We start from the raw sequence: 20,552 nt of genomic DNA, 5'->3' as shown, positions 1-20,552 counted from the left end.
GTAGACGCAGGCGACACACGAGTGTCGTCAGCCCGCCTCGGGGTTCCGACCAGCACGTTCACGGGCTCGGCGAGCGTCGGCTGCTGGTCCTCTGCTCTGGTCGAAGGGATGCCGGACATGAACGAGGACACGAGGAGCCTCCACCCGGAGCGGCCACTCGCGGACGGCCCGCGCCCGACGGTAGCGGGCGACCCGGCCCCACTGGGCCTGGCCGGCTTCGCCCTGACCACGTTGCTGCTCTCGATCGTCAACACCCACCTGCTGAAGGAGACCGCCGCCATCCTGCCGGTCCTGGGCCTGGCCGCCTTCTACGGCGGACTCGCCCAGTTCGCCGCCGGTCTGTTCGAGTTCCGCCGCGGCAACACGTTCGGCGCGACGGCGTTCGTCTCGTACGGGGCCTTCTGGCTGACCTACTGGTGGCTCGCACCGCGCCTGGCACTCGCCGGTGACGCACACAACGCGCTCGGTCTGTTCCTGCTCGGATGGGCGATCTTCACGGCCTACATGGCCGTCGCCGCACTGCGGGTCAGCCTCGCCGTCCTGCTGATACTGGCGCTGCTCGCGCCCACCTACCTCTTCCTGGCCATCGGCGCCTTCCAGACGGGAGCGGAGCCGCACGCCATGACCCAGGTGGGCGGATGGTTCGGCATCGCCACGGGACTTGTCGCCTGGTACACATCGGCGGCGACCGTCATCAACGAGTCCCACGGCCGCACCCTCCTGCCCGTCGGGCCCCGCGCGCCCGGCGCGGCCCCGCCCCCACGGGACGAGCGCCTCGCCTGAGACCCTGCCGGCTCAGCCCGCTCACGGGCTTTGGTCGGACCGGCGGCAGCGAATTATGGCGAGTGAGGTGGAAGCCCGCCTTGAACGCCATCCGCGCCGGGCTGCGTGCCGAGGAACCGGCCGTACGGGAGGGCTGCTGCCGCTTGCTCGACCACCTGGTCGACACCGAGTCGATGGGCGAACTCGTCGCCATGGCCGGCGATCCCGACGCTCGCGTCAGGATCGCCGCGTTCCACGCCCCGGCCTGTGAGGGCCCGTCCACGAACGGACGCTCCCGCCCGCCTTCAGCGATGGCTCAGCACGTTGACCACCCGGCCGTTGGGATCACGGACGAAGAAGCGCCGTACACCCCACTCCTCGTCCTGCAGGGGATGAACGATCTCCGCGCCGGTCTCCCGCACGACCGCGTAGACCGCGTCCACGTCATCCACTTCGATGCTCAGGTCGGGGTTGACCGGGGCGGTCCTGTCCCGGGTCATGAAGCCGACCTGCGCCGCCGGCGTGGAAGGGGAGGCGAGCGTCATGATCCAGCCCTGGTTCATGACCTCCTCGAAGCCGAGGAGGCCGTAGAATTCCCGGCTCTCCTGCACGGCTTCCGACCGGACAACGGGCATGACACGGCGAACGGACATCGGCGTACTCCAGGTGAGAGGCGAGCCTAGCTGTGGTCGGCGAGGGCCGTCAGCATGGTCTGGGCGGTGACCGTCGCGTCGTAGTCCTCGCTCACGCCCGGAACGAGGATGATGTCCCCCTCGATGTGCCGGGAACGCAGGGGCGCGATGGCCTGGTAGGCGTCGGAGTCCCACCAGGCCCGTGCCTGGGCGATCGACGGGAAGCCGATCACGACGACGTGCCCGGGCCAGGAGCCCTCCTTCACCTCGTGCGCAGTGCCGTGCACGAGGAAGCGGCCGCCGTACGGCTCGAAGGTGGCGGTGACCCGGGCGATGTACTCGGCGATCTCCGGGTGCGGAGCGGCTTCCTGGAGGTGGGCTATCGCGTAGGCGGACATGGGGTCCTTCCCGGTCGGTCGGCTGCGGTTGTCCACCATCCTGCCCTCCGGGCGCACTGAGGGCGATGAGTTTCCACTCGTCGCCCCCGGTGTCGCGGGTGCTCCGATGGCTGGATCGAGCCACCGATGCCATATCGCCTCATGCTCCCTGACATGGTGTTTTACAGTGGCTGGCAGCAGTTTCCGGCGATAACACCTGTGAGGAATACGCGAACATGCCGACTGAAACACTTGAGTTTCAGGTGGAGGCCCGTCAGCTGCTGCAGCTGATGATCCACTCGGTCTACTCGAACAAGGATGTCTTCCTGCGGGAGCTCGTCTCCAACGCCTCCGACGCGCTGGACAAGCTGCGTCTGGAGAAGCTGCGGGACGACTCGCTGGACGCGGACGTGTCCGATCTGCACATCGAGATCGACATCGACAACGACGCCCGCACCCTCACCGTGCGGGACAACGGCATCGGGATGTCGTACGACGAGGTCGGGCAGCTCATCGGCACGATCGCCAACTCCGGCACCGCGAAGTTCCTCCAGGAGCTGCGCGAGGCCAAGGACGCGGCCGGGGCGGAGGGGCTCATCGGCCAGTTCGGCGTCGGCTTCTACTCCGGCTTCATGGTGGCCGACGAGGTCACCCTGGTGACCCGGCGCGCCGGCGAGAGCAAGGGCACCCGCTGGACCTCGCGCGGCGAGGACACGTACACGCTGGAGCCGGTCGACGACGCGCCGCAGGGCACCTCGGTCACGCTCCATCTGAAGCCCGCCGACCCGGAGAACCAGCTCCACGACTACACCTCCCCGTGGAAGATCCGGGAGATCGTCAAGCGGTACTCGGACTTCATCACCTGGCCGATCCGGATGGTCCCGGAGAGCTCTTCGGGCCAGGGCGACGAGACACCCGAGCCCGAGACGCTGAACTCGATGAAGGCCCTGTGGGCGCGCTCGCGCGACGAGGTGTCCGACGACGAGTACCACGAGCTGTACAAGCACATCGCCCATGACTGGCGCGACCCGCTGGAGACGATCCGGCTCCAGGCCGAGGGCACCTTCGAGTACCAGGCCCTGCTGTTCCTCCCCGAGCACGCGCCCCATGACCTGTTCACCCGGGACTTCAGGCGTGGCCTGCAGCTCTACGTCCGCCGTGTGCTGATCATGGACGAGTGCGAGGCCCTGCTGCCGCCGTACCTCCGCTTCGTCAAGGGCGTCGTCGACGCCGCCGACCTCTCGCTCAACGTGTCGCGCGAAATCCTCCAGCAGGACCGCCACATCGAGATGATGCGGCGACGGCTGACGAAGAAGATTCTGTCCACGGTCAAGGAGCTGATGACCAAGGACCAGGAGCGATACGCCACGCTCTGGCGGGAGTTCGGCACCGTCCTGAAGGAGGGACTGGTCACCGACGCGGAGAACCGCGACGCCATCCTCGCCCTCGCGTCCTTCGCGAGCACGCACCACGACACCGAGCCGACCACGCTCAAGGGTTATGCGGAGCGGATGAAGGACGGGCAGGAGGACATCTACTACCTCACCGGCGAGTCCCGGCAGAGCATCGAGAACTCCCCGCACATGGAGGCCTTCCGGGACCGGGGCATCGAGGTCCTGCTGCTCACCGACCCCGTCGACGAGGTGTGGGCCGACGCCGTCGGCGAGTACGAGGGCAAGAAGCTGCGGTCCGTCGCCAAGGGGCAGATCGACCTCGACGCCACGGGCGAGGACAAGGGCGACGGCGAGCGGGAGAAGCAGAGCGAGGAGTACGCCGGGCTGCTCGACTGGATGAAGGAGCAGCTGGCCGAGGACATCAAGGACGTGCGCCTGTCCTCCCGCCTCACCGTCTCCCCGGCCTGTGTGGTCTCCGACGCGAACGACCTCACCCCGGCGCTGGAGAACATGTACCGCGCGATGGGCCAGGAGGTACCCCGCGCCAAGCGGATCCTGGAGCTCAACCCGGACCACCAGCTGGTGAAGGGCCTGAACCGGGCGTACAAGGAGCGCGCGGACCGCACGGAACTGACCGAGACCGCCGAAGTCCTGCACGGTCTGGCGGTGCTCGCCGAGGGCGGTCAGCCGAAGGACCCGGCCCGCTTCGTCAAGCTGATGGCGGACCGCCTGGAACGCGCCCTGTAAGCCCGACCGGCCAGACATCGGCGGCCTGCCCGGCGAGCCGGGCAGGCCGCCGACTGCGTACCGGCCCTGGCGGCTGGACAAACACGGAGTCTCGCCTAGACTGATCATCCAGAGATGGATATTTAGTCCAAGATCTTGCTGGAGGGCTTTCCGTGGACGAAGTGGCACGCAGCGCGGCAGCCCCCGACGAGGCCGATGAGCATCTCATCCGCGAGGCCGAGAAGATCGCCGTGGCGCTGGGGCGCATGTTCCCCGGGCTGTGCGAGGTCGTCCTGCACGATCTGCGGGATCCGCAGCATGCGATCCGGGCGATCGAGAACAACCTCTCCGGCCGCCGGGTCGGGGACTCCGCCACGGAGCTGGGGCTGGCCCGCATCGAGGACCCCGACTACCCCAGCGTCATCCAGAACTACCCCAACCAGTTCCCCGACGGCCGCCCCGCCAAGAGCACGTCCATCGGCATCAAGAACGCCGCGGGGCAGTACATCGCGGCCCTCTGCCTGAACCTGGACGTGTCCGTGCTGTCCCCGGTGACCCTCGCGCTGTCCAACCTGGTGGCCACGGAGGCCGAGCACCGCGAGCAACCCCTGGAGACCCTCCGGGACCGCAACGCGCGCGAACTGCGCCGCGCGGTGGAGGCCCATGCCGCGGAGCGCGCCGCGACTCCCAGGTCGCTGAGCCGGGAGGACAAGAAGGACCTCGTACGGCAGTTGCAGCGCGACGGCTACTTCGACTCCCGCGATGCCGCCCAGACCATCGCGGACCTGCTGGGCGTCTCCCGGGCCACTGTCTACAACTACGCGAAGTAGCGGCGGCACTCCATGACCACCGAGCGGGCGGCGCGACCGTCCGATCCCGAAGAAGCCGGACTCCCCTCCGTGAGCACCCCAGTGAACACCGCTGTGCACGCCCCAGCGACCCTGGCCGACCCGGACACCCCGTTCGCCGTCGTCGACATCCACACCGTGCGGCGCAACATCGCACGCCTCAAGGACCGGGCCGACGCGCTCGGGGTCACCCTGCGCCCGCACGTGAAGACGGCGAAGAGCCTCGACATCGCCGCCCTCCTGCACCCCGGCACACCCTGCCCGGTGACGGTCTCCACGCTGGCGGAGGCCGAGGCGTTCGCCGACGGCGGCTACACCGACATCACGTACGCCGTCGGTATCGACCCCCACAAACTCCCGCGCGTCATCGCGCTGTTGCGCCGCGGCGTCACCCTGCGCATCCTGCTCGACAGCATCGAACAGGCGACGTTCGTCGCCGAAGCCTCCCGTCGGGCGGGTCTCCCGCTGCCCAGCCAGATCGAGATCGACTGCGACGGCCACCGCGGCGGACTGAGGCCCGAGGATCCCGCGCTCCCCGAAATCGGCCGCGTCCTGCACGCCGCGGGATGTCTGGACGGCGTCCTGACCCACGCGGGCGAGTCCTACTTCGCCGCCACCGCCGAGGAACAGCGCCTGGCTGCGAAGAACGAACGCGACACCGCCGTGGCCGCCGCGGAACGGCTGCGCGCGGCCGGCCTGCCCGTGCACATCGTCAGCGTGGGCTCCACGCCCACCGCCCACGCCGCCGAGGACCTCACCGGCGTCACCGAACTGCGCGCGGGGAACTACGTCTTCTTCGACCTGGTCATGGCCGGGCTGGGGGTCTGCCGGGTCGAGGACATCGCCCTGTCGGTGGTCGTGACCGTCATAGGTCACCGCCCCGAGCACGGATGGATCATGACCGACGGCGGCTGGATGGCCATGTCGCGCGACCGCGGGACCGCCGCGCAGGCCCAGGACCAGGGCTACGGCCTGGTCGCCGACCTCGCCGGCCACCTCGTCCCGGGCCTGGTCATGACGGCGGCGAGCCAGGAGCACGGCACCCTCACGGCCCGCGACGGCGCCGACCTGCCCCACCTGCCGGTGGGCACCCGCCTGCGCATCCTGCCCAACCACGCCTGCGCCACCGCAGCCCAGCACCGCGGCTACCACATCGTCGACGGCACACGCCGCGCCGACCCGGCTCCGGCGATCGAGCATGTCTGGGAACGTGTCACCGGCTGGTGAGCACCAGTTGCGCACCACCGGCGCGGCGATGACACCGGTGAGGGGCGCGCAGCGTCGCGCCTCGAAAATCGATGTCATGGGCAGTACCGGCTTCGATAACGTCGGCGACGTGACTCCAGCAGATCTCGCCGCCGTCATCTCCGACGGCATTCAGACGGCCATCCAGTCCGGACGCATCGCAGCGCAGATGCCCGAGGAGATCCGCGTGGAGCGCCCCCGCCACCGCGGCCACGGCGACTACTCCACCAACGTCGCCCTGCACCTCGCCAAGTCCGCGGGCCTGCCCGCCCGCGCCGTCGCCGAGGCACTGGCGCCGCTGGTGAGCGCGGCCCCCGGAGTCGCGAAGGCCGAGGCCGCCGGCCCCGGTTTCCTGAACATCACGCTGGAAACCGCGGCGATCGGCGCCCTGGCCCGGGACATCGTCCTGGCCGGCGACACCTACGGACACACCGACCGGCTGGGCGGCCTGCGGATCAACCTGGAGTTCGTCTCCGCGAATCCCACCGGGCCGGTACACATCGGCGGAGCCCGCTGGGCGGTCGTGGGCGATGTCCTCGCCCGGCTGCTCGAGGCCGCCGGCGCGGATGTGTCGCGGGAGTACTACTTCAACGACGCCGGAGTGCAGATCGACCGCTTCGTCCGCTCACTGCTCGCCGCGGCGCACGGCTCGCCGGTGCTCGAAGACGGCTACAGCGGCGCGTACATCGAGGAGATCGCGGCCGCCGTGCTGCGGCGGCGGCCCGACGCCCTGGACCTGCCCGCCACCGAGTCCTTCGCCGTGTTCCGGGCGGTGGGAACGGAGCTGATGTTCGACGAGATCAAGACATCGCTCGATGCGTTCGGAACCCGCTTCGACACCTACTTCAACGAGAAGGCCCTGCACGACCAAGGGGACTTGGACACCGCCGTCGGCCGACTGCGCGACGGCGGCCACGTCTTCGAGCACGAGGGCGCGGTCTGGCTGCGCACCACGGACTTCGGCGACGACAAGGACCGGGTCCTGGTCAAGAGCGACGGCACCTGGACGTACTTCACCGCGGACTGCGCGTACTACCTGAACAAGCCCTCCCGGGGGTTCGACCGGGTGGTCATCATGCTCGGCGCCGACCACGCCGGCTACGTGGGCCGGATGCGGGCCATGGCGGCCTGTTTCGGCGACGATCCGGACCGGCATCTGGAGATCCTGATCGGCCAGCTGGTCAACCTGGTCAAGGACGGCACACCGGTCCGGATGAGCAAACGGGCGGGTACGGTCCTCACCCTCGACGACCTGACCGAGGCGGTCGGCGTCGACGCCGCCCGGTACGCGCTGGCGCGGGCCAGCGTGGACGCGATGATCGACCTCGACATCGACCTGCTGACCCGGCAGTCGAACGACAACCCGGTCCATTACGTCCAGTACGCACACACCCGGCTGTGCTCCGTCCTGCGCAGGGCGGAGGAAGCCGGTCTCGGCAGGGGCGACCCGGAGGACTTCGACCCCGCCCTGCTCAGCCATGAGCGGGAGGCCGACCTGCTGGGCACACTGGCGGAGTTCCCTCAGGTCGTGGCCACCGCGGCCACCCTGCGCGAGCCACACCGGGTGGCGTACTACCTGGAGGCGCTGGCCGGTACGTACCACCGCTTCTACGACGCCTGCAGGGTCCTGCCGCGGGCCGGCGAGGCTCCGGACGACCTGACCCGGGCCCGGCTGTGGCTGACGGATGCGAGCAGGCTGGTCCTGCGCAACGGGCTGCGGCTGCTGGGCGTCTCGGCACCGGAACGGATGTAGACGCACCCGGAGCCGACGTTACGAGGTGGGGCGGAAGAGGCCCGCGACGGCATCGCACGGAGTCGCCGCGCGGGCCTCCACGAACCATTCCCGGCCGAGCAGCCGACCGAAGACAGGGACCGGCAGACGCACCAGCACTCTCAGCACAGGAGCAAGGCGGCCCGTGCCCGAGACCTGCGAATGGTGGGCGGCCAGAGCCGCCCGCTTCCGTGCGGCGAAGCGTCGGACATCGACGGTGTGGGTGATGGCCGCGCGCGGCGTGTAGCAGGTGCGCACCGTCTCCGCGTCGAACCGCAACGGGATCCGCAGCACGCGCACCAGCTTCACCAGGCGCGCCACCGCGTCCCGCGGCAGGGTCGCCTCCAGCACACGGGGCACCCCGGCCAGCTCGGCGGCGCGTCGGCCGACCTCGTGCACCTTGACGTGGTCGCGGTGGCCGTATCCGCCGTGTGCGTCATAGCTGAGGAGCAGGCCCACGTCCTCCTCGCGGAGGATGGCGGCCAGCCGTTCGGCCGCCTCCTCCGTGTCCGCCCGCACGAAGCGTGCCCGGTCCGGCGGATCCGGATGGAGAACCGCGCCGTGGCCGCTGTCCGCGTACCCCAGATGCACCACCCGCTGCACACCCAACGCGGCAGCACTGGCGCGGAGTTCGGCCAGACGTGGCGTGTCGCCGTCCGGCGCGGCGTCCATGAGTCCGTCCGTGGCGACCACGATCACCACGCGGTGCCCCTCGGTCGCGGCCCGCGCGAGCGTGCCGCCCGTCAGTAACACCTCGTCGTCCGGGTGGGCGTGAAAGGCCAAGACGTTGGTCACGAACCCATTCTGACGCCCTTATCGTTGTGTCGCATGAGCAAGTGGCTGCCGCTGTCCGCGGTTCCCAGGCTGGCCTGCGCGGTGCTCGTCGGAGCGGCGGTCGGTGCGGCCGTCGGCGTGGCGACGCGCCCCCCGCTGGGAATCCTCGCCGGCACCGCGACAACGGAAGCCGTCTTCGTCGTGACGGGCTGGCTGGTGCTCTGGCCGATGGACGCCACCGCGACCCACCGCAACGCCCGGCGTGAGGAGCTGCGACCCCTCCTGGAAGAGCTGGTCGTGGTGGCCGCCTCGCTGTGCGGACTGGTCGGAATCGTGCTGCTGCTCCTCCTGAACGGATCCGCAGCCGGTCGTGCCGCTGCCCCGACCGCGCTCGCCGGTGTGTTCCTGGCCTGGGCGGCACTTCATCTGATGTACGCCACCCGCTACGCCCATGTCTACTACGACGCGTCCGCCGGCGGCATCGACTTCAACGACCACCAGCCGCCCGCCTACCGGGACTTCCTCTACTTCAGCTACAACCTCGGCATGACCTACCAGGTCTCCGACACCGCCGTCTCCAGCCCGCTGATCCGCTCGATCGTGCTACGGCACACACTGCTGTCCTACGTGTTCGGCACCGGCATCCTGGCCACCACCCTCAACCTGGTCGCGAGCATGGTCACCGGCTGACACATGTGCGGCGATGGTCCGTGCGCACTCCATCGACTCCGTGTGCGTCGTGTCCACTTCCAGGTCGTAGGTCACGCCCTGGTGGACCACTTCCGCCTGGGCGGCGGCCATGCCGATGGCGCGATCACCTCGCGCGACCTCACGGCCTGCGGCCACCGCGGCGTCACACCTGACACCGACCCACAGCACCCGCAGGTCACCCAGAGCCTTCCGCCATCGCTGCTGCGAGTACGCCCCGCCGAGGAAGACCTCGTCGACGATGACCCGGGCACCCGCCCGGGCCATCGCGGCGACCCCCTCGATCCATGCCGCTTCCAGCGTCCGGAACTCCGGCCCGACGCTCACCTCTCCGTCCGGAGCGAACTCGATCCCGCCGGCCGATGTGTGCATCGCCGTCGGCATCGCATCGACCAGTGTGTCCGTCCCGAGAGCCAGCCACGGATCCGGCAGCACTGCCTGCAGGCACCGGACGATCCCGGACTTTCCCGAGCTGGACCCACCATTGACCACGATCACCTGAGTCGTCACCGCGCCACGGTAGACGCGTCCGGGCACCGCTCATAACGGATTTCGCGAGGGAGACATCCGCGGCGGGACACACCACGGACTGACAGCCGCCGTGGCGGATGCCGTGGACCGGGCGGCGCTCCCCTGCCGGACTGCCCGAGCCGAGACGTGGCGCTCACGGTCATGTCCGAATCTGGCCAGCACCGGGACCAACCGATCGCCTAGAAAGGGGACATGACGACTTACTCGGCCGTGGTCACCACCGGCATCTACTGCCGGCCGGGCTGCGGGTCGAAGCCGCTGGCGGAGAACGTGCGCACGTTCGAGCACCCGGCGGCGGCCGAGGCGAACGGATTCCGGGCGTGTCTGCGGTGCCGGCCGTACCGGGTGGCCGGGCCCATCGCCGCGGACGTCCCCGAACTGCTGTGCCGGGCCGTACAGTTGATCATCGCGGGAGCGCTGGACACGGGGACCGAAGCCGCGCTCGGTGCCCGGCTCGCCGTGTCGCCCCGGCATCTGCGGCGGCTGTTCACCCAGCACCTCGGTGTGACCCCGGACCAGCTCGCCCGCTCGCGCCGCGCCCACTTCGCGCGCCGCCTGCTGGACGACACGGATCTGCCGGTGGCCGATGTGGCGTTCGCGTCCGGGTTCGGCAGCGTACGGCAGTTCAACCGGGACATGCGGTTCGTGTTCCGGGCCTCACCGCTGGAACTGCGCAGCCGGCGCCGGCGGGCGGACCGGCTGGTGGCGGACGGCGGGCTGGTGATGCGGTTGCCGTTCGCACCGCCCCTGCACTGGCCGGCACTGCTGGCGTTCCTGGCCGAGCGGGCCGTACCGGGCGTGGAGTCCGTGGCGGACGGCGTGTACCGGCGCACGATCAGCCTGGACGGCGAGGCCGGGCTGCTGGAGGTGCGTGTGGGCGGCGAGGACCATCTGCTGCTGCGGGCCCATCTGCCGTTCTGGGAAGGGCTGATCCATGTCGTCGAACGCGTCGGCCGGATCTTCGGCGTGGACACGGACGCCGCCCCGGCCGAGGCCGCCCTCGCCGGAGACCCACGGATCGGCCCGCTGATCGCGGCCCGACCGGGACTGCGGGTGCCCGGCGCCTGGGGAGCCTTCGAGATCGCCGTGGACGCCGTGCTCGGCCAGTACGCCGCACGGCCGCGCGTGCGGGAGCAGCTGGCGGCCCTGATCATGGCCGCCGGCCAGCCGGTTCCCGGGCTCGGCCACGGCCTGACACACCGCTTCCCGTCGGCCCGGACGGTGGCCTCGACCGACCTGCGGAGCGCCGGACTGCCGAAGCCCACGGCGGACACGCTCGGCGCCCTCGCCCGGGCCGCCGCACAGGACGACACGCTGTTCGACGGGGGCTCCTGCCTGGCGGACTTCGTGCGTGCCGTGGCAACCGTCCCCGGCGTCACCGAGGACACCGCGCACCGGATCGCGCTGCGACTGGGCTACGACGACGCCTTCCCGGCCGTGGATCGCGAGATCGCGCACACACCGGGGGATGAGGCGGGCGCCGCATGGCGTCCCTGGCGCGCCTACGCCGCGACCCACCTGGCCGTGGCCCGACTCCCCGCCGTGACCGCCTGACCGAACCGACTCAACAGCCATCAGTACCGAAGGGATCCCTCATGCACACTGCCCAGCGAGAACTGGCCGACGCCCTGCGCGCCCTGCACACCGCCTCTGACGGGCGCGCGCTGGTGCTGCCGAACGCGTGGGACGCCGCGAGCGCGGCACTCATCGCACAGGCGGGCGCCCGGGCCATCGCCACGACCAGTGGCGGTGTCGCCTGGTCGGCCGGCCGGCCCGACGGCCACGGCCTGACACGGGAGGAGATGGCCGCGGCCGTACGTCGGATCGCCGACGCGGTCGACGTGCCGGTGAGCGCCGACATCGAGGGCGGTTACGGGCCCGGCGCCGACGATGTCGCGGCCACCGTCCGCGCGGTGATCGCGGCCGGAGCGGTCGGTGTCAATCTAGAGGACTCACAGGCGCCGGGCGGGCCGCTGCACGACGTGTCCGCTCAGGCCGTCCGGCTGCGCGCGGCCCGTTCCGCCGCCGCGGAAGCGGGTTTGCCCGGCCTGTGGATCAACGCGCGCACGGATGTGTTCCTGTTCGGCATCGGCGCCGCGGAGGAGCGCGTGGAACACGTGCTGACCCGGGCGAAGGCCTACGCCGATGCGGGCGCCGACAGCCTGTTCGTCCCCGGTCTCGTCGACCTGGACACGGTGGCCGAGCTGGTCCGCCGCGGTCCCCTGCCGGTCAACGTGATGGCGGGCCCGGGCGCGCCGCCGGTGACGGCGTTCGAGGCGGTCGGCGTCCGCCGCGTCAGCGTGGGCACCGCGCTCGCCCAGACCGCGTACGGGACCGTCCGGCGCGCGGCCGCCGAACTGCTGGACACGGGCTCCTACGACGCGATGCGGGGCGCGGCCGACTTCGGCACCGTCAACAACGCCGTCAGCGCCGCACGCGCGGCGCGGTGACGCCCGGCCCACCGTCTGTCTTCGGCGTTCCCCCGCGCGCGGAGCCCCGCGCTCACACCCGCCTCCCAGGCCCTGTGCGGTGCGCGTAACCCCTGGTGAGCAGGGGTGGAGACACCCACGTAATGAGCGGTTCGTACGGTCACGGAAGGTGAGACCAGGTCGAGCACAGCAGAGGGGAGGCGCCCGTGGCCGCGCCGGACTCGCGGAGCGAGGACACGACGAAGGTGCGGACGGTCTGCTCCTACTGCGGGGTGGGCTGCGGCCTGGTCCTCGACGTCGGCACGGGACCGGACGGACGGCGTACGGTCCTGAAGGCGTCGGGGGACAAGCAGCACCCGGCGAACTTCGGCCGGCTGTGCACCAAGGGCGCCACCACCGCGGACATGCTCGCGGCCCCGGGCCGGCTGACCACCGCGCTCATCCGGCCGGACCGTGGCGAGGAGCCGCAGCCGGCGCCCGTGGCCGATGCCGTCGCCGAGACCGCCCGCCGCCTGCGCGCGATCGTCGACGAGCACGGCCCGGACGCGGTCGCGTTCTATGTCTCCGGACAGATGAGCCTGGAGGCGCAGTACCTGGCGAACAAGCTGGCCAAGGGCTTCCTGCGCACCAACCAGATCGAGTCCAACTCCCGGCTGTGCATGGCGAGCGCAGGCGCCGGTTACAAGCTGTCGCTGGGGGCGGACGGGCCGCCCGGCTCGTACCAGGACTTCGACCGGGCCGATGTCTTCTTCGTCATCGGTTCGAACATGGCCGACTGTCATCCCATTCTCTTCCTGCGGATGATGGACCGGGTGAAGTCGGCGGGCGCCAAGCTGATCGTCGTCGACCCGCGCCGTACCGCCACCGCGGCCAAGGCCGACCTGTTCCTGCAGCTCAGGCCCGGCACGGACCTCGCCCTGCTCAACGGGCTGCTGCACCTGCTGCACGAGAACGGCCACACCGACCCCCGCTTCATCGCCGCGCACACCGAGGGCTGGGAGGCGATGCCCGCCTTCCTCGCCGACTATCCGCCCGCCGCCGTCGCGGAGATCACGGGCGTCCCGGAGGAGGACATCCGCGAGGCGGCCCGGCTGATCGGCGAGGCGGGGGAGTGGACGAGCTGCTGGACGATGGGCCTGAACCAGTCCACGCACGGCACCTGGAACACCAACGCCCTGGTCAATCTGCACCTCGCCACCGGCGCGATCTGCCGACCGGGCAGCGGACCCTTCTCCCTGACCGGACAGCCCAATGCCATGGGCGGCCGGGAGATGGGCTACATGGGGCCGGGGCTGCCCGGACAGCGGTCCGTGCTCGCCGACGCCGACCGGGCCTTCGTCGAGGAGCTGTGGCAGCTGGAACCGGGCACCCTGCGCGCCGACGGCGTCGGCAGGGGCACGGTCGAGATGTTCCGCAAGATGGCCGGCGGGGACATCAAGGCGTGCTGGATCATCTGCACCAACCCGGTCGCCTCCGTCGCGAACCGCAAGACGGTCATCGAGGGCCTGGAGGCAGCCGAGTTCGTCGTCGCCCAGGACGTGTTCGCGGAGACGGAGACCAACGCGTACGCCGACGTCGTGCTGCCCGGCGCCCTGTGGACCGAGACCGAGGGCGTCCTGATCAACAGCGAGCGCAACCTCACCCTGGCCCGGCCGGCCGCAGATCCGCCCGGCGAGGCGACGGCGGACTGGCGGATCATCGCCGCCGTGGCCCGCCGGATGGGCTACGAGAAGGGCTTCGCGTACGACAGCGCCGAGGAGGTCTTCGAGGAGATCAAGCGCGCCTGGAACCCGTCGACAGGCTGGGACCTGCGCGGTGTGAGCTACGAGCGACTGCGGCAGACGCCCGTGCAGTGGCCGGCGCCGAGCGCCGACGGCCCCGACCGCAACCCCGTCCGGTACCTCGGCGAGGACGGATCGCCGACGTTCCCGACGGCGAGCGGACGTGCCGTCTTCCACGCCCGCCCGCACCTACCGCCCGCGGAGCTGCCCGACGACGACTACCCGTACGTCCTCAACACCGGCCGTCTCCAGCACCAGTGGCACACCCTGACCAAGACGGCCAAGGTGGCCAAGCTCAACAAGCTGAACCCCGGCCCCTTCGTCGAGGTGCACCCCCAGGACGCGGCCGAACTCGGGCTCGCCGAAGGGGATTCGGTGGAGGTCGCCTCGCGGCGCGGGCGGGCCGTGCTGCCGGCGGTCGTCTCGGACCGGGTGCGGCCGGGCTGCTGTTTCGCGCCGTTCCACTGGAACGACCTGTTCGGTGAGTACCTCAGCGTCAACGCGGTGACCAGCGACGCCGTCGACCCCCTGTCGTTCCAGCCCGGGTTCAAGGCGTGCGCGGTGTCGCTGACCAAGGTGGCCACCCCGGTGACGGTGCGTGCTCCGGCCCCGGCGCTCCCGGCGGCCGAGCTCCCGGCGGCCGTGGAGGTCATGGCAGCCTCCACCGCCGCCCTTCCCGCCCTGTCCGCTGCCGCCCCGTTCGGGCTGGAGCCCGCGCCGCCCCCGGTCCTGGCCGAACCCGAGCGCCGCTATCTGACCGGCTTCCTCGCCGGCATCCCCTCCGGCTTCCCGGGCGTACCGGTGCTGCCGCCGGACGCCCCGTTCAGTCCGGAGCACGCCCTGTGGGTGAACGGTGTACTGGCCGGGATGTACTCCAGGACGGAGCCGGCGTGTGCCACCGATGGCCAGCCGCGGCCGATCTCCGACTCCCCGCGCCGCCAGGTCGTGATCCTGTGGGCGTCACAGACCGGCAACGCGGAGGAGTTCGCGACCACGGCGGGGGAGCGTCTCACTGCGGACGGCCATCCCGCCGCCCTTGTGCCCATGGAGGAGGCGGACCCCGCCGCGCTGCCGTCCGACGCCGACCTGCTGCTGATCACGAGCACCTTCGGCGACGGCGACGCCCCCGACAACGGCGCCGGATTCTGGGACGCCCTCGCCGCGCCCGAGGCCCCGCGCCTGAAGGGCAGGCGGTACGCCGTCCTGGCCTTCGGCGACTCCTCCTACGACGACTTCTGCGGCCACGGCCGCCGCCTGGACCGGCGCATGGAGGAGCTGGACGCGGTACGGCTGGCACCGCGCACCGACTGCGAACCGGACTACGAGACCACCGCCGGAGCCTGGCTGGACCAGGTACTCACCGCCTTGCAGACGACCGAGCAGCCGGCCCCTGCCGCTCCCGCTCCGGCGTCCCCGCCGGCAGCCCCTGCGCCGTCCCGGCCGAACCGTACCGCTCCCGTCACCGCCCGTCTCACCGGCAACCGCCTGCTCAGCATGCCCGGCGCGGGCAAGGAGGTCCGGCGCTTCACCTTCGACACCCGCGACAGCGATACGCCGCTCGTCTACGAGGCCGGGGACGCCCTGGCCGTGCACCCGGTCAACCGGCCGGAGCTGGTGACCGAGTGGCTGGCCGTCACCGGTCTGGACGCGGACGCGACCGTGCAGGTCAAGAGCGTGGGAGAGGTGCCGTTCGCCGAGGCCCTGCTGCGCCGTCTGGACATCACCCGCATCACCCCGGACCTGCTGCGCTTCGCCGCCGGCCGCGCCCGCGACCCGCGCGAGCTGCGGAAGCTCCTGCGGCCGGACAACAAGGGCGAGCTGGCGCAATGGTCCTGGGGACGCCAGGCCGTCGACGTGGTCGCCGAGTTCGGCATCCGGGCCGGGGCACAGGAGTGGGCCGACGTGCTGGGCCGCCTGCAACCCCGCCTGTACTCCATATCGTCCAGCCCGCTGACGGACCCCCACCTGGTGTCGCTGACCGTCTCCGTCATCCGCTACGAGAACCTGGCCGGCCGCCCCCGGCAGGGCGTGTGCTCCCCCTTCCTCGCCGACGCCGAGCCGGGCACGCCGGTGCCGGTCCGTGTCCAGCGGGCCCCGCACTTCCGCCCGCCCGCCGACCCGGCCACACCAGCGGTGATGGTGGGCCCCGGCACGGGCGTCGCGCCCTTCATCGGCTTCCTGGAGGAACGCAGGGCCCGCGGCCACCATGCCCCGAACTGGCTGTTCTTCGGCGAACAGCACCGCGCGACGGACTTCTACTACGAGGAGGAGCTGGCCGGGTTCCTGTCCGAGGGCACGCTCACCCGCCTGGACACGGCCTTCTCCCGCGATCAGCGCGCCAAGGTCTACGTGCAGGACCGGATGCGTGAACACGGTCCCCTGCTGTGGTCCTGGCTCCGGGACGGCGCCCACTTCTACGTCTGCGGCGATGCCTCCCGCATGGCCAAGGACGTCGACCGGGCCCTGCGGGACATCGCCGTCCTCCACGGCGGCCTGGACGAGACGGAGGCGGCGGCGTACGTCAAGCAACTCGCCGCCGGCAAGCGCTATGTGCGGGACGTGTACTGACCGTCACATCGTGTCCTGCACGGGGGGCGGGGTCAGGTCTGCCCGGTGTGTACCGGGCCGTCGGCGACCTCCTCGGGGCACTTCCGGCGAGTGCGGGCGGATCCGCCGGTCGTGCCGCCAGTCGAACGCCGCCAGTGCCAGCGACGCCGCCATGCCGACGAGGGCGGCGCCCAGCGCGGTGACGAGGGCAGCGCGGTAGTCGTCACTTCTGCCGAGCACCAGATAGAAGAGGCCGGGCAGCGCGGCGGTCCCCACCGCGGCGCCGAGCCGCTGCCCGGTCTGCAGGGCACCGCCCGCCGCGCCCGCCATGCGCACCGGTACGTCCCGCAGGGTCATGGTGATGTTGGGGGAGACCACGAAGCCGCCCCCGACGCCGCCGAGGAACAGAACCGGGGCAGCGGCCCAGGCAGCAATGCCGGGCGGTGCGAAGCGGAGCAACAGCGCGGTTCCCCCCAGGCCGGCGATCACACCCGTGAGACCGCACACGGTGAGCAGGCGGCCGTACCGGTCCACCAGCCGGCCGGCGACCACGGCCGCGCCCGCCGTGCCGAGGGCGAAGGGGGTCACGGCGAGGCCGGAGCGGAGCGGGGAGTAACCCAGGCCGTGCTGGTAGAAGAGCGCGAAGACCAGCCAGACGCCGCTGAAGCCGATGAAGTACAGCGTGCCGACACCGGCCCCGACGGCGTAGCCGCGCACGGTGGTGAACAGACGCGGGTCGAGCAGTGGCTGGGCACCGCGGCCGACGAGCCGGCGCTGCCACCAGGTGAAGACGGCCAGGACCGCGCCGCCGGCGGGGAACAGCCACCAGAGACTGCCGATGCCGCCGGAGTCCGCCTGGACCAGCGGGTACATCAGCGCGAGCACGCCGAGTCCGAGGAGCAGGACGCCGGGCAGATCCACATGGCCGCGCCCGGACCGCCGGGTGCGGGGCAGCAGACGGCGGCCCAGCAGTACGGCGAGGATGCCGATGGGCACATTGACGTAGAAGATCCACCGCCAGCCCTGGTCACCGGAGGCCAGGGCGAGGATGGCGCCGCCGGTGAGAGGCCCGGCGGCGGACGAGATGCCCACGGTGGTGCCGAAGAGACCGAAGGCCCGGCCGCGTTCCGCGCCGCGGAACATCTGCTGGATCAGCGCGGAGTTCTGGGGCGCCATGAATCCGGCCGCCAGTCCCTGGGCGAGGCGGGCCACCACCAGCAGAGTGATGTCGGGGGCCGCTCCGCACGCCGCGCTGCAGACCGCGAATCCGCTGAGGGCCAGCAGGAAGATACGGCGCCGGTCCAGGGCGTCGCCCAGCCGGCCGGCGGTCACGAGGGCGAGCGCGAAGGCGAGGGCGTAGCCGGACACCACCCACTGGACCTGGGCGGGGGAGGCGTGCAGGTCCCGTTGGACCGTGGGCAGGGCGACCGCCACGATCGTCACGTCCAGCAGGCTCATGAAGCCGGCCACCAGGGTGACCCACAGGGCCCGCCACCGGCGCGGGTCCGGTTCGTACCCGTCCCGACCGCTTGCGGCTGACGCTGTCACCGGGGCGCTCCTCTCCCCGGGCCGGCACCCGGCTCACCAGGACCGCACCCGGGCGAGTCAAGTTCCCGCGCCGCGACGTGGCCACACATCCCGTTCGAGCGCGCGGGAAATGTGCAGGCGGCATGCCGCCATCGGCTTCCGGGCACCGGCCTTGTCGATCTTCTTACGGCCCGGCCGCCCCACCGCTTCCGGACGGTCGCCGGGCGGGAGCTGAACGGGGCGGCTGGGACGGGACGTACCCTGACCGGGCGATGAGGGAGGGCGCATGAGGGACAACGCGTGCCCCGGTGCGGTGCTGGTCGTCGACGACGACGCGGCCATCCGGCGGTCGCTGGAGCGTGGCCTGAGGCTGAACGGCTTCATGGTGCGCACCGCAGCCGACGGACCCGGGGCGCTCACCATGATCGAGAAGGAACCACCGGACGTCCTGGTGCTCGATGTGTCGATGCCCGGGATGAGCGGCATCGAGGTGTGCACCCGGCTGCGCGACTCGGGCCGGGACCTGCCGGTGCTGATGCTCTCCGCCCTCGACGAGACCGCCGACCGTATCGCCGGACTCCAGGCGGGCGGCGACGACTACCTGGTCAAGCCGTTCGCCCTGCAGGAACTGGTGCTGCGGCTGCACGCGCTGCTGCGCCGCCGGCCGCCCGCCGACCGCGCGCTGCTGCGGGTGGCGGGCCTGCTCATCGACCCGGCGGCGCGCACCGCCGAGCGGGACGGCCACACGCTGGATCTGACCCGTCGCGAGTTCGAACTCCTGGAGGTGCTGGCCCGCAACGCCGGACTCGTGCTGACCCGCGACCAGCTCCTGGAACGCGTGTGGGGCTACGACTTCGACGTGCGCACCGACGCCGTCGACACCTTCGTCAGCTATCTGCGGCGCAAGCTGGAGGCGGACGGAGGCTCCCGGCTGATCCACACCGTGCGCGGAGTCGGCTTTGTGCTCAGGGAGGCCCGGGACACGCCGTGAGACTCTCGACCCGTATCGGCCTCGCCGTCGGCTGCACCGTCCCGCTGCTGGTCCTGGCCTCCGGCTGGCTGCTGCTCAACCTGGTCGCCCGCGATCTGCACCACACCGAGGACCAGCACCTGCGCCAGCGGGCCGCGGCCGTCGCCCCGGACGCCCGGTCGCTGCTGCGGGCCTCGGAGAACGACCGGCCCAAGGCCACCGACACCAGGGAGCGAAAGCTGTTCACCGCGGCCCTCGACGTCGGCGTACGCGTCGTCGGACCGCACGCCGACTTCAGCGGCGGCCCCCAGCCCGGCCCGTCCGTGACCCTCCCGCCCCGGCCCGCCGGCCCGGTCACCGTCCGCGACGGCGCCCGCAGCTGGCGAGCCCTGGCCCGGCCCGTCCGGGGCACCACCGGCACCCTGTGGGTCTTCGCCACCGACACCGCCGACCGCACCCAGCTCCGGCTCGTGCGACGCCGCGTGCTCCTCGCCGCGCTCCTCGCCGCGCCCCTGTCCGGCCTGCTCGCCTGGGGCCTGGCCGCCGGTGCGAGCGCCCCGCTGCGCCGTCTCACCCGCCGCACCGCCGGGCTCGACCCGCGCACCAGCAGCGCCCGGCCGGCCGACCGGCGCACCGGAGTGACCGAGGTCGACGAGCTGGCCGCCACCCTGCGGACCGTCCTCGCCCGCTACGACGAACAGGCCGCCCGCACCGCCGAGGCCCTGGACACCGCCCGCTCCTTCTCCGCCGCCGCGGCGCACGAACTGCGCACGCCGCTGATGAGCATGGGCACCAACCTCGACATCCTCGCCGACCACCCGGGCCTGCCCGAAACGGACCGCGCCGAGGTCCTCGCCGACCTGCGGCGCGAACACGCCCGGCTGCTCGGCCTGTTGGTGATGCTGCGCGAGCTGGGCCGCGGGGACCTGGTGGAGGCGGAGGCGTTCCGCCCCGTCGACCTCGCCGACGTGGCGGACGCCGCCGTCGCCGACGCCCGCCGCCGGGCCCCGGACGCCGAGATCATCCTGGACGCCGCGCCCGGACTCACCGTGCACGGCTGGGAGCCCGGCCTCAGGCTGCTCCTGGACAACCTGCTCGGCAACGCCCTGGCCCACGGTCGGGACGCGCGCGGCCGGGCGCGGGTGCGGGTGGGCGCGAGCGCCACCTCGGACCAGGTCGCGATCACGGTGGACGACCAGGGGCCCGGCGTGCCGCCCGCCGCCCGGAACCGGATCTTCGAGCGGTTCCAGCGCGGCCCGGACAGCGCGGGTTCCGGGCTCGGCCTGACCCTGGTCGCCCAGCAGGCGGCGCTGCACCGGGGGAGTGTCACGGTGACGGACGGACCCGACGGGGTCGGCGCCCGCTTCGCCGTACGGCTGCCCTCGGGCGGTGGCCGACTGCCGGACCGGCGGAACTGGCTCATCGGCACAGCCGGGGCAAACCGGTCACAGAGTTTCCCCAAAGACGCTCCGTAGCCTCCCCCGCGGCGGACGGCGGACCTGGCCGTCCACCGGAAGAGAACGGAGAGGC

Annotated in this window: 15 protein-coding genes and 1 pseudogene; 11 read left to right on the top strand and 5 right to left on the bottom strand. The window is 71.8% G+C overall.

Features of this window, described 5'->3' with window-relative positions; translation table 11 throughout:
• Positions 1-117 precede the first annotated feature (117 nt).
• The gene (locus ACZ41I_RS09855) at positions 118-783 is read left to right on the top strand and encodes an acetate uptake transporter (RefSeq protein WP_363219807.1); all 666 of its coding nucleotides are present in this window, start codon (positions 118-120) and stop codon (positions 781-783) included.
• A 284-nt stretch (positions 784-1,067) separates the two neighbouring features.
• Here ACZ41I_RS09855 and ACZ41I_RS09850 read toward each other — a convergent pair whose 3' ends face one another.
• Positions 1,068-1,415, bottom strand: a complete 348-nt coding sequence (locus ACZ41I_RS09850) for a VOC family protein (protein WP_468513735.1) — start codon at positions 1,413-1,415, stop codon at positions 1,068-1,070.
• Positions 1,416-1,441: 26 nt separating this feature from the next.
• Positions 1,442-1,792: a DUF1330 domain-containing protein gene (locus ACZ41I_RS09845; RefSeq protein WP_363220146.1), complete on the bottom strand. Its 351-nt coding sequence runs from the start codon at positions 1,790-1,792 to the stop codon at positions 1,442-1,444.
• Between the two features lie 215 nt (positions 1,793-2,007).
• On the opposite strand from ACZ41I_RS09845, the gene htpG reads away from it, so the two are divergent.
• From htpG to argS, 4 genes are all read left to right on the top strand, one after another.
• Positions 2,008-3,912, top strand: a complete 1,905-nt coding sequence (gene htpG / locus ACZ41I_RS09840; protein ID WP_468513734.1) for a molecular chaperone HtpG — start codon at positions 2,008-2,010, stop codon at positions 3,910-3,912.
• 152 nt (positions 3,913-4,064) lie between these two features.
• Entirely contained in the window at positions 4,065-4,721 is a 657-nt protein-coding gene (locus ACZ41I_RS09835) for a transcriptional regulator (RefSeq protein WP_399769467.1), read from the top strand.
• A 69-nt stretch (positions 4,722-4,790) separates the two neighbouring features.
• Complete coding sequence (locus ACZ41I_RS09830) at positions 4,791-5,966, top strand: DSD1 family PLP-dependent enzyme (RefSeq protein ID WP_468513733.1); 1,176 nt, start codon at positions 4,791-4,793, stop codon at positions 5,964-5,966.
• Between the two features lie 109 nt (positions 5,967-6,075).
• Complete coding sequence (gene argS / locus ACZ41I_RS09825; RefSeq protein WP_468513732.1) at positions 6,076-7,737, top strand: arginine--tRNA ligase; 1,662 nt, start codon at positions 6,076-6,078, stop codon at positions 7,735-7,737.
• Positions 7,738-7,755: 18 nt separating this feature from the next.
• Here argS and ACZ41I_RS09820 read toward each other — a convergent pair whose 3' ends face one another.
• The gene (locus tag ACZ41I_RS09820; RefSeq protein ID WP_468513731.1) at positions 7,756-8,550 is read right to left on the bottom strand and encodes a PIG-L deacetylase family protein; all 795 of its coding nucleotides are present in this window, start codon (positions 8,548-8,550) and stop codon (positions 7,756-7,758) included.
• 33 nt (positions 8,551-8,583) lie between these two features.
• On the opposite strand from ACZ41I_RS09820, the gene ACZ41I_RS09815 reads away from it, so the two are divergent.
• Positions 8,584-9,219 carry a DUF1345 domain-containing protein gene (locus ACZ41I_RS09815; RefSeq protein ID WP_399769458.1) on the top strand — a complete coding sequence of 212 codons (636 nt, stop codon included), beginning with the start codon at positions 8,584-8,586 and terminating at the stop codon, positions 9,217-9,219.
• Here ACZ41I_RS09815 and cpt read toward each other — a convergent pair.
• Positions 9,133-9,747, bottom strand: coding sequence for a chloramphenicol phosphotransferase CPT (gene cpt / locus ACZ41I_RS09810; protein ID WP_363220752.1), 615 nt, complete (start codon positions 9,745-9,747; stop codon positions 9,133-9,135). The two genes, ACZ41I_RS09815 and cpt, sit on opposite strands and share 87 nt — an antisense overlap.
• Positions 9,748-9,960: 213 nt before the next feature.
• Here cpt and ACZ41I_RS09805 point away from each other — a divergent pair, with 213 nt between their 5' ends.
• The 3 genes from ACZ41I_RS09805 to ACZ41I_RS09795 all read left to right on the top strand — a co-directional run bounded on the left by ACZ41I_RS09805 (position 9,961) and on the right by ACZ41I_RS09795 (position 16,546).
• Positions 9,961-11,322, top strand: a complete 1,362-nt coding sequence (locus tag ACZ41I_RS09805; RefSeq protein WP_468513730.1) for a bifunctional transcriptional activator/DNA repair enzyme AdaA — start codon at positions 9,961-9,963, stop codon at positions 11,320-11,322.
• A gap of 41 nt (positions 11,323-11,363) precedes the next feature.
• The gene (locus tag ACZ41I_RS09800) at positions 11,364-12,218 is read left to right on the top strand and encodes an isocitrate lyase/PEP mutase family protein (protein WP_468513729.1); all 855 of its coding nucleotides are present in this window, start codon (positions 11,364-11,366) and stop codon (positions 12,216-12,218) included.
• A gap of 185 nt (positions 12,219-12,403) precedes the next feature.
• Positions 12,404-16,546: a molybdopterin-dependent oxidoreductase gene (locus ACZ41I_RS09795; RefSeq protein ID WP_468513728.1), complete on the top strand. Its 4,143-nt coding sequence runs from the start codon at positions 12,404-12,406 to the stop codon at positions 16,544-16,546.
• A 32-nt stretch (positions 16,547-16,578) separates the two neighbouring features.
• Here the strand turns inward: ACZ41I_RS09795 and ACZ41I_RS09790 are convergent.
• A pseudogene (locus ACZ41I_RS09790) lies at positions 16,579-18,073 on the bottom strand (MFS transporter).
• A 265-nt stretch (positions 18,074-18,338) separates the two neighbouring features.
• On the opposite strand from ACZ41I_RS09790, the gene ACZ41I_RS09785 reads away from it, so the two are divergent.
• Both ACZ41I_RS09785 and ACZ41I_RS09780 read left to right on the top strand, forming a co-directional pair.
• Positions 18,339-19,043: a response regulator transcription factor gene (locus ACZ41I_RS09785; RefSeq protein WP_399769449.1), complete on the top strand. Its 705-nt coding sequence runs from the start codon at positions 18,339-18,341 to the stop codon at positions 19,041-19,043.
• Entirely contained in the window at positions 19,040-20,497 is a 1,458-nt protein-coding gene (locus tag ACZ41I_RS09780) for a sensor histidine kinase (protein WP_468513727.1), read from the top strand. Before ACZ41I_RS09785 ends, ACZ41I_RS09780 begins: the two co-directional genes overlap by 4 nt.
• The last annotated feature ends 55 nt before the right edge of the window (positions 20,498-20,552 follow it).

Source organism: Streptomyces sp. NPDC030799 (genome assembly GCF_055572255.1).
The sequence above is the reverse complement of the archived record's forward strand: the minus strand, read 5'-3'. Positions and strand labels throughout refer to the sequence as shown.

Excerpts from the sequence above, each read along its gene's own strand:
- htpG (WP_468513734.1), top strand. The coding sequence starts at position 2,008 with ATGCCGACTGAAACACTTGAGTTTCAGGTGGAGGCCCGTCAGCTGCTG.
- ACZ41I_RS09815 (WP_399769458.1), top strand. The coding sequence starts at position 8,584 with ATGAGCAAGTGGCTGCCGCTGTCCGCGGTTCCCAGGCTGGCCTGCGCG.
- ACZ41I_RS09805 (WP_468513730.1), top strand. The coding sequence starts at position 9,961 with ATGACGACTTACTCGGCCGTGGTCACCACCGGCATCTACTGCCGGCCG.
- ACZ41I_RS09785 (WP_399769449.1), top strand. The coding sequence starts at position 18,339 with ATGAGGGACAACGCGTGCCCCGGTGCGGTGCTGGTCGTCGACGACGAC.
- ACZ41I_RS09800 (WP_468513729.1), top strand. The coding sequence starts at position 11,364 with ATGCACACTGCCCAGCGAGAACTGGCCGACGCCCTGCGCGCCCTGCAC.
- ACZ41I_RS09855 (WP_363219807.1), top strand. The coding sequence starts at position 118 with ATGAACGAGGACACGAGGAGCCTCCACCCGGAGCGGCCACTCGCGGAC.
- ACZ41I_RS09845 (WP_363220146.1), bottom strand. The coding sequence starts at position 1,792 with ATGTCCGCCTACGCGATAGCCCACCTCCAGGAAGCCGCTCCGCACCCG.
- ACZ41I_RS09850 (WP_468513735.1), bottom strand. The coding sequence starts at position 1,415 with ATGTCCGTTCGCCGTGTCATGCCCGTTGTCCGGTCGGAAGCCGTGCAG.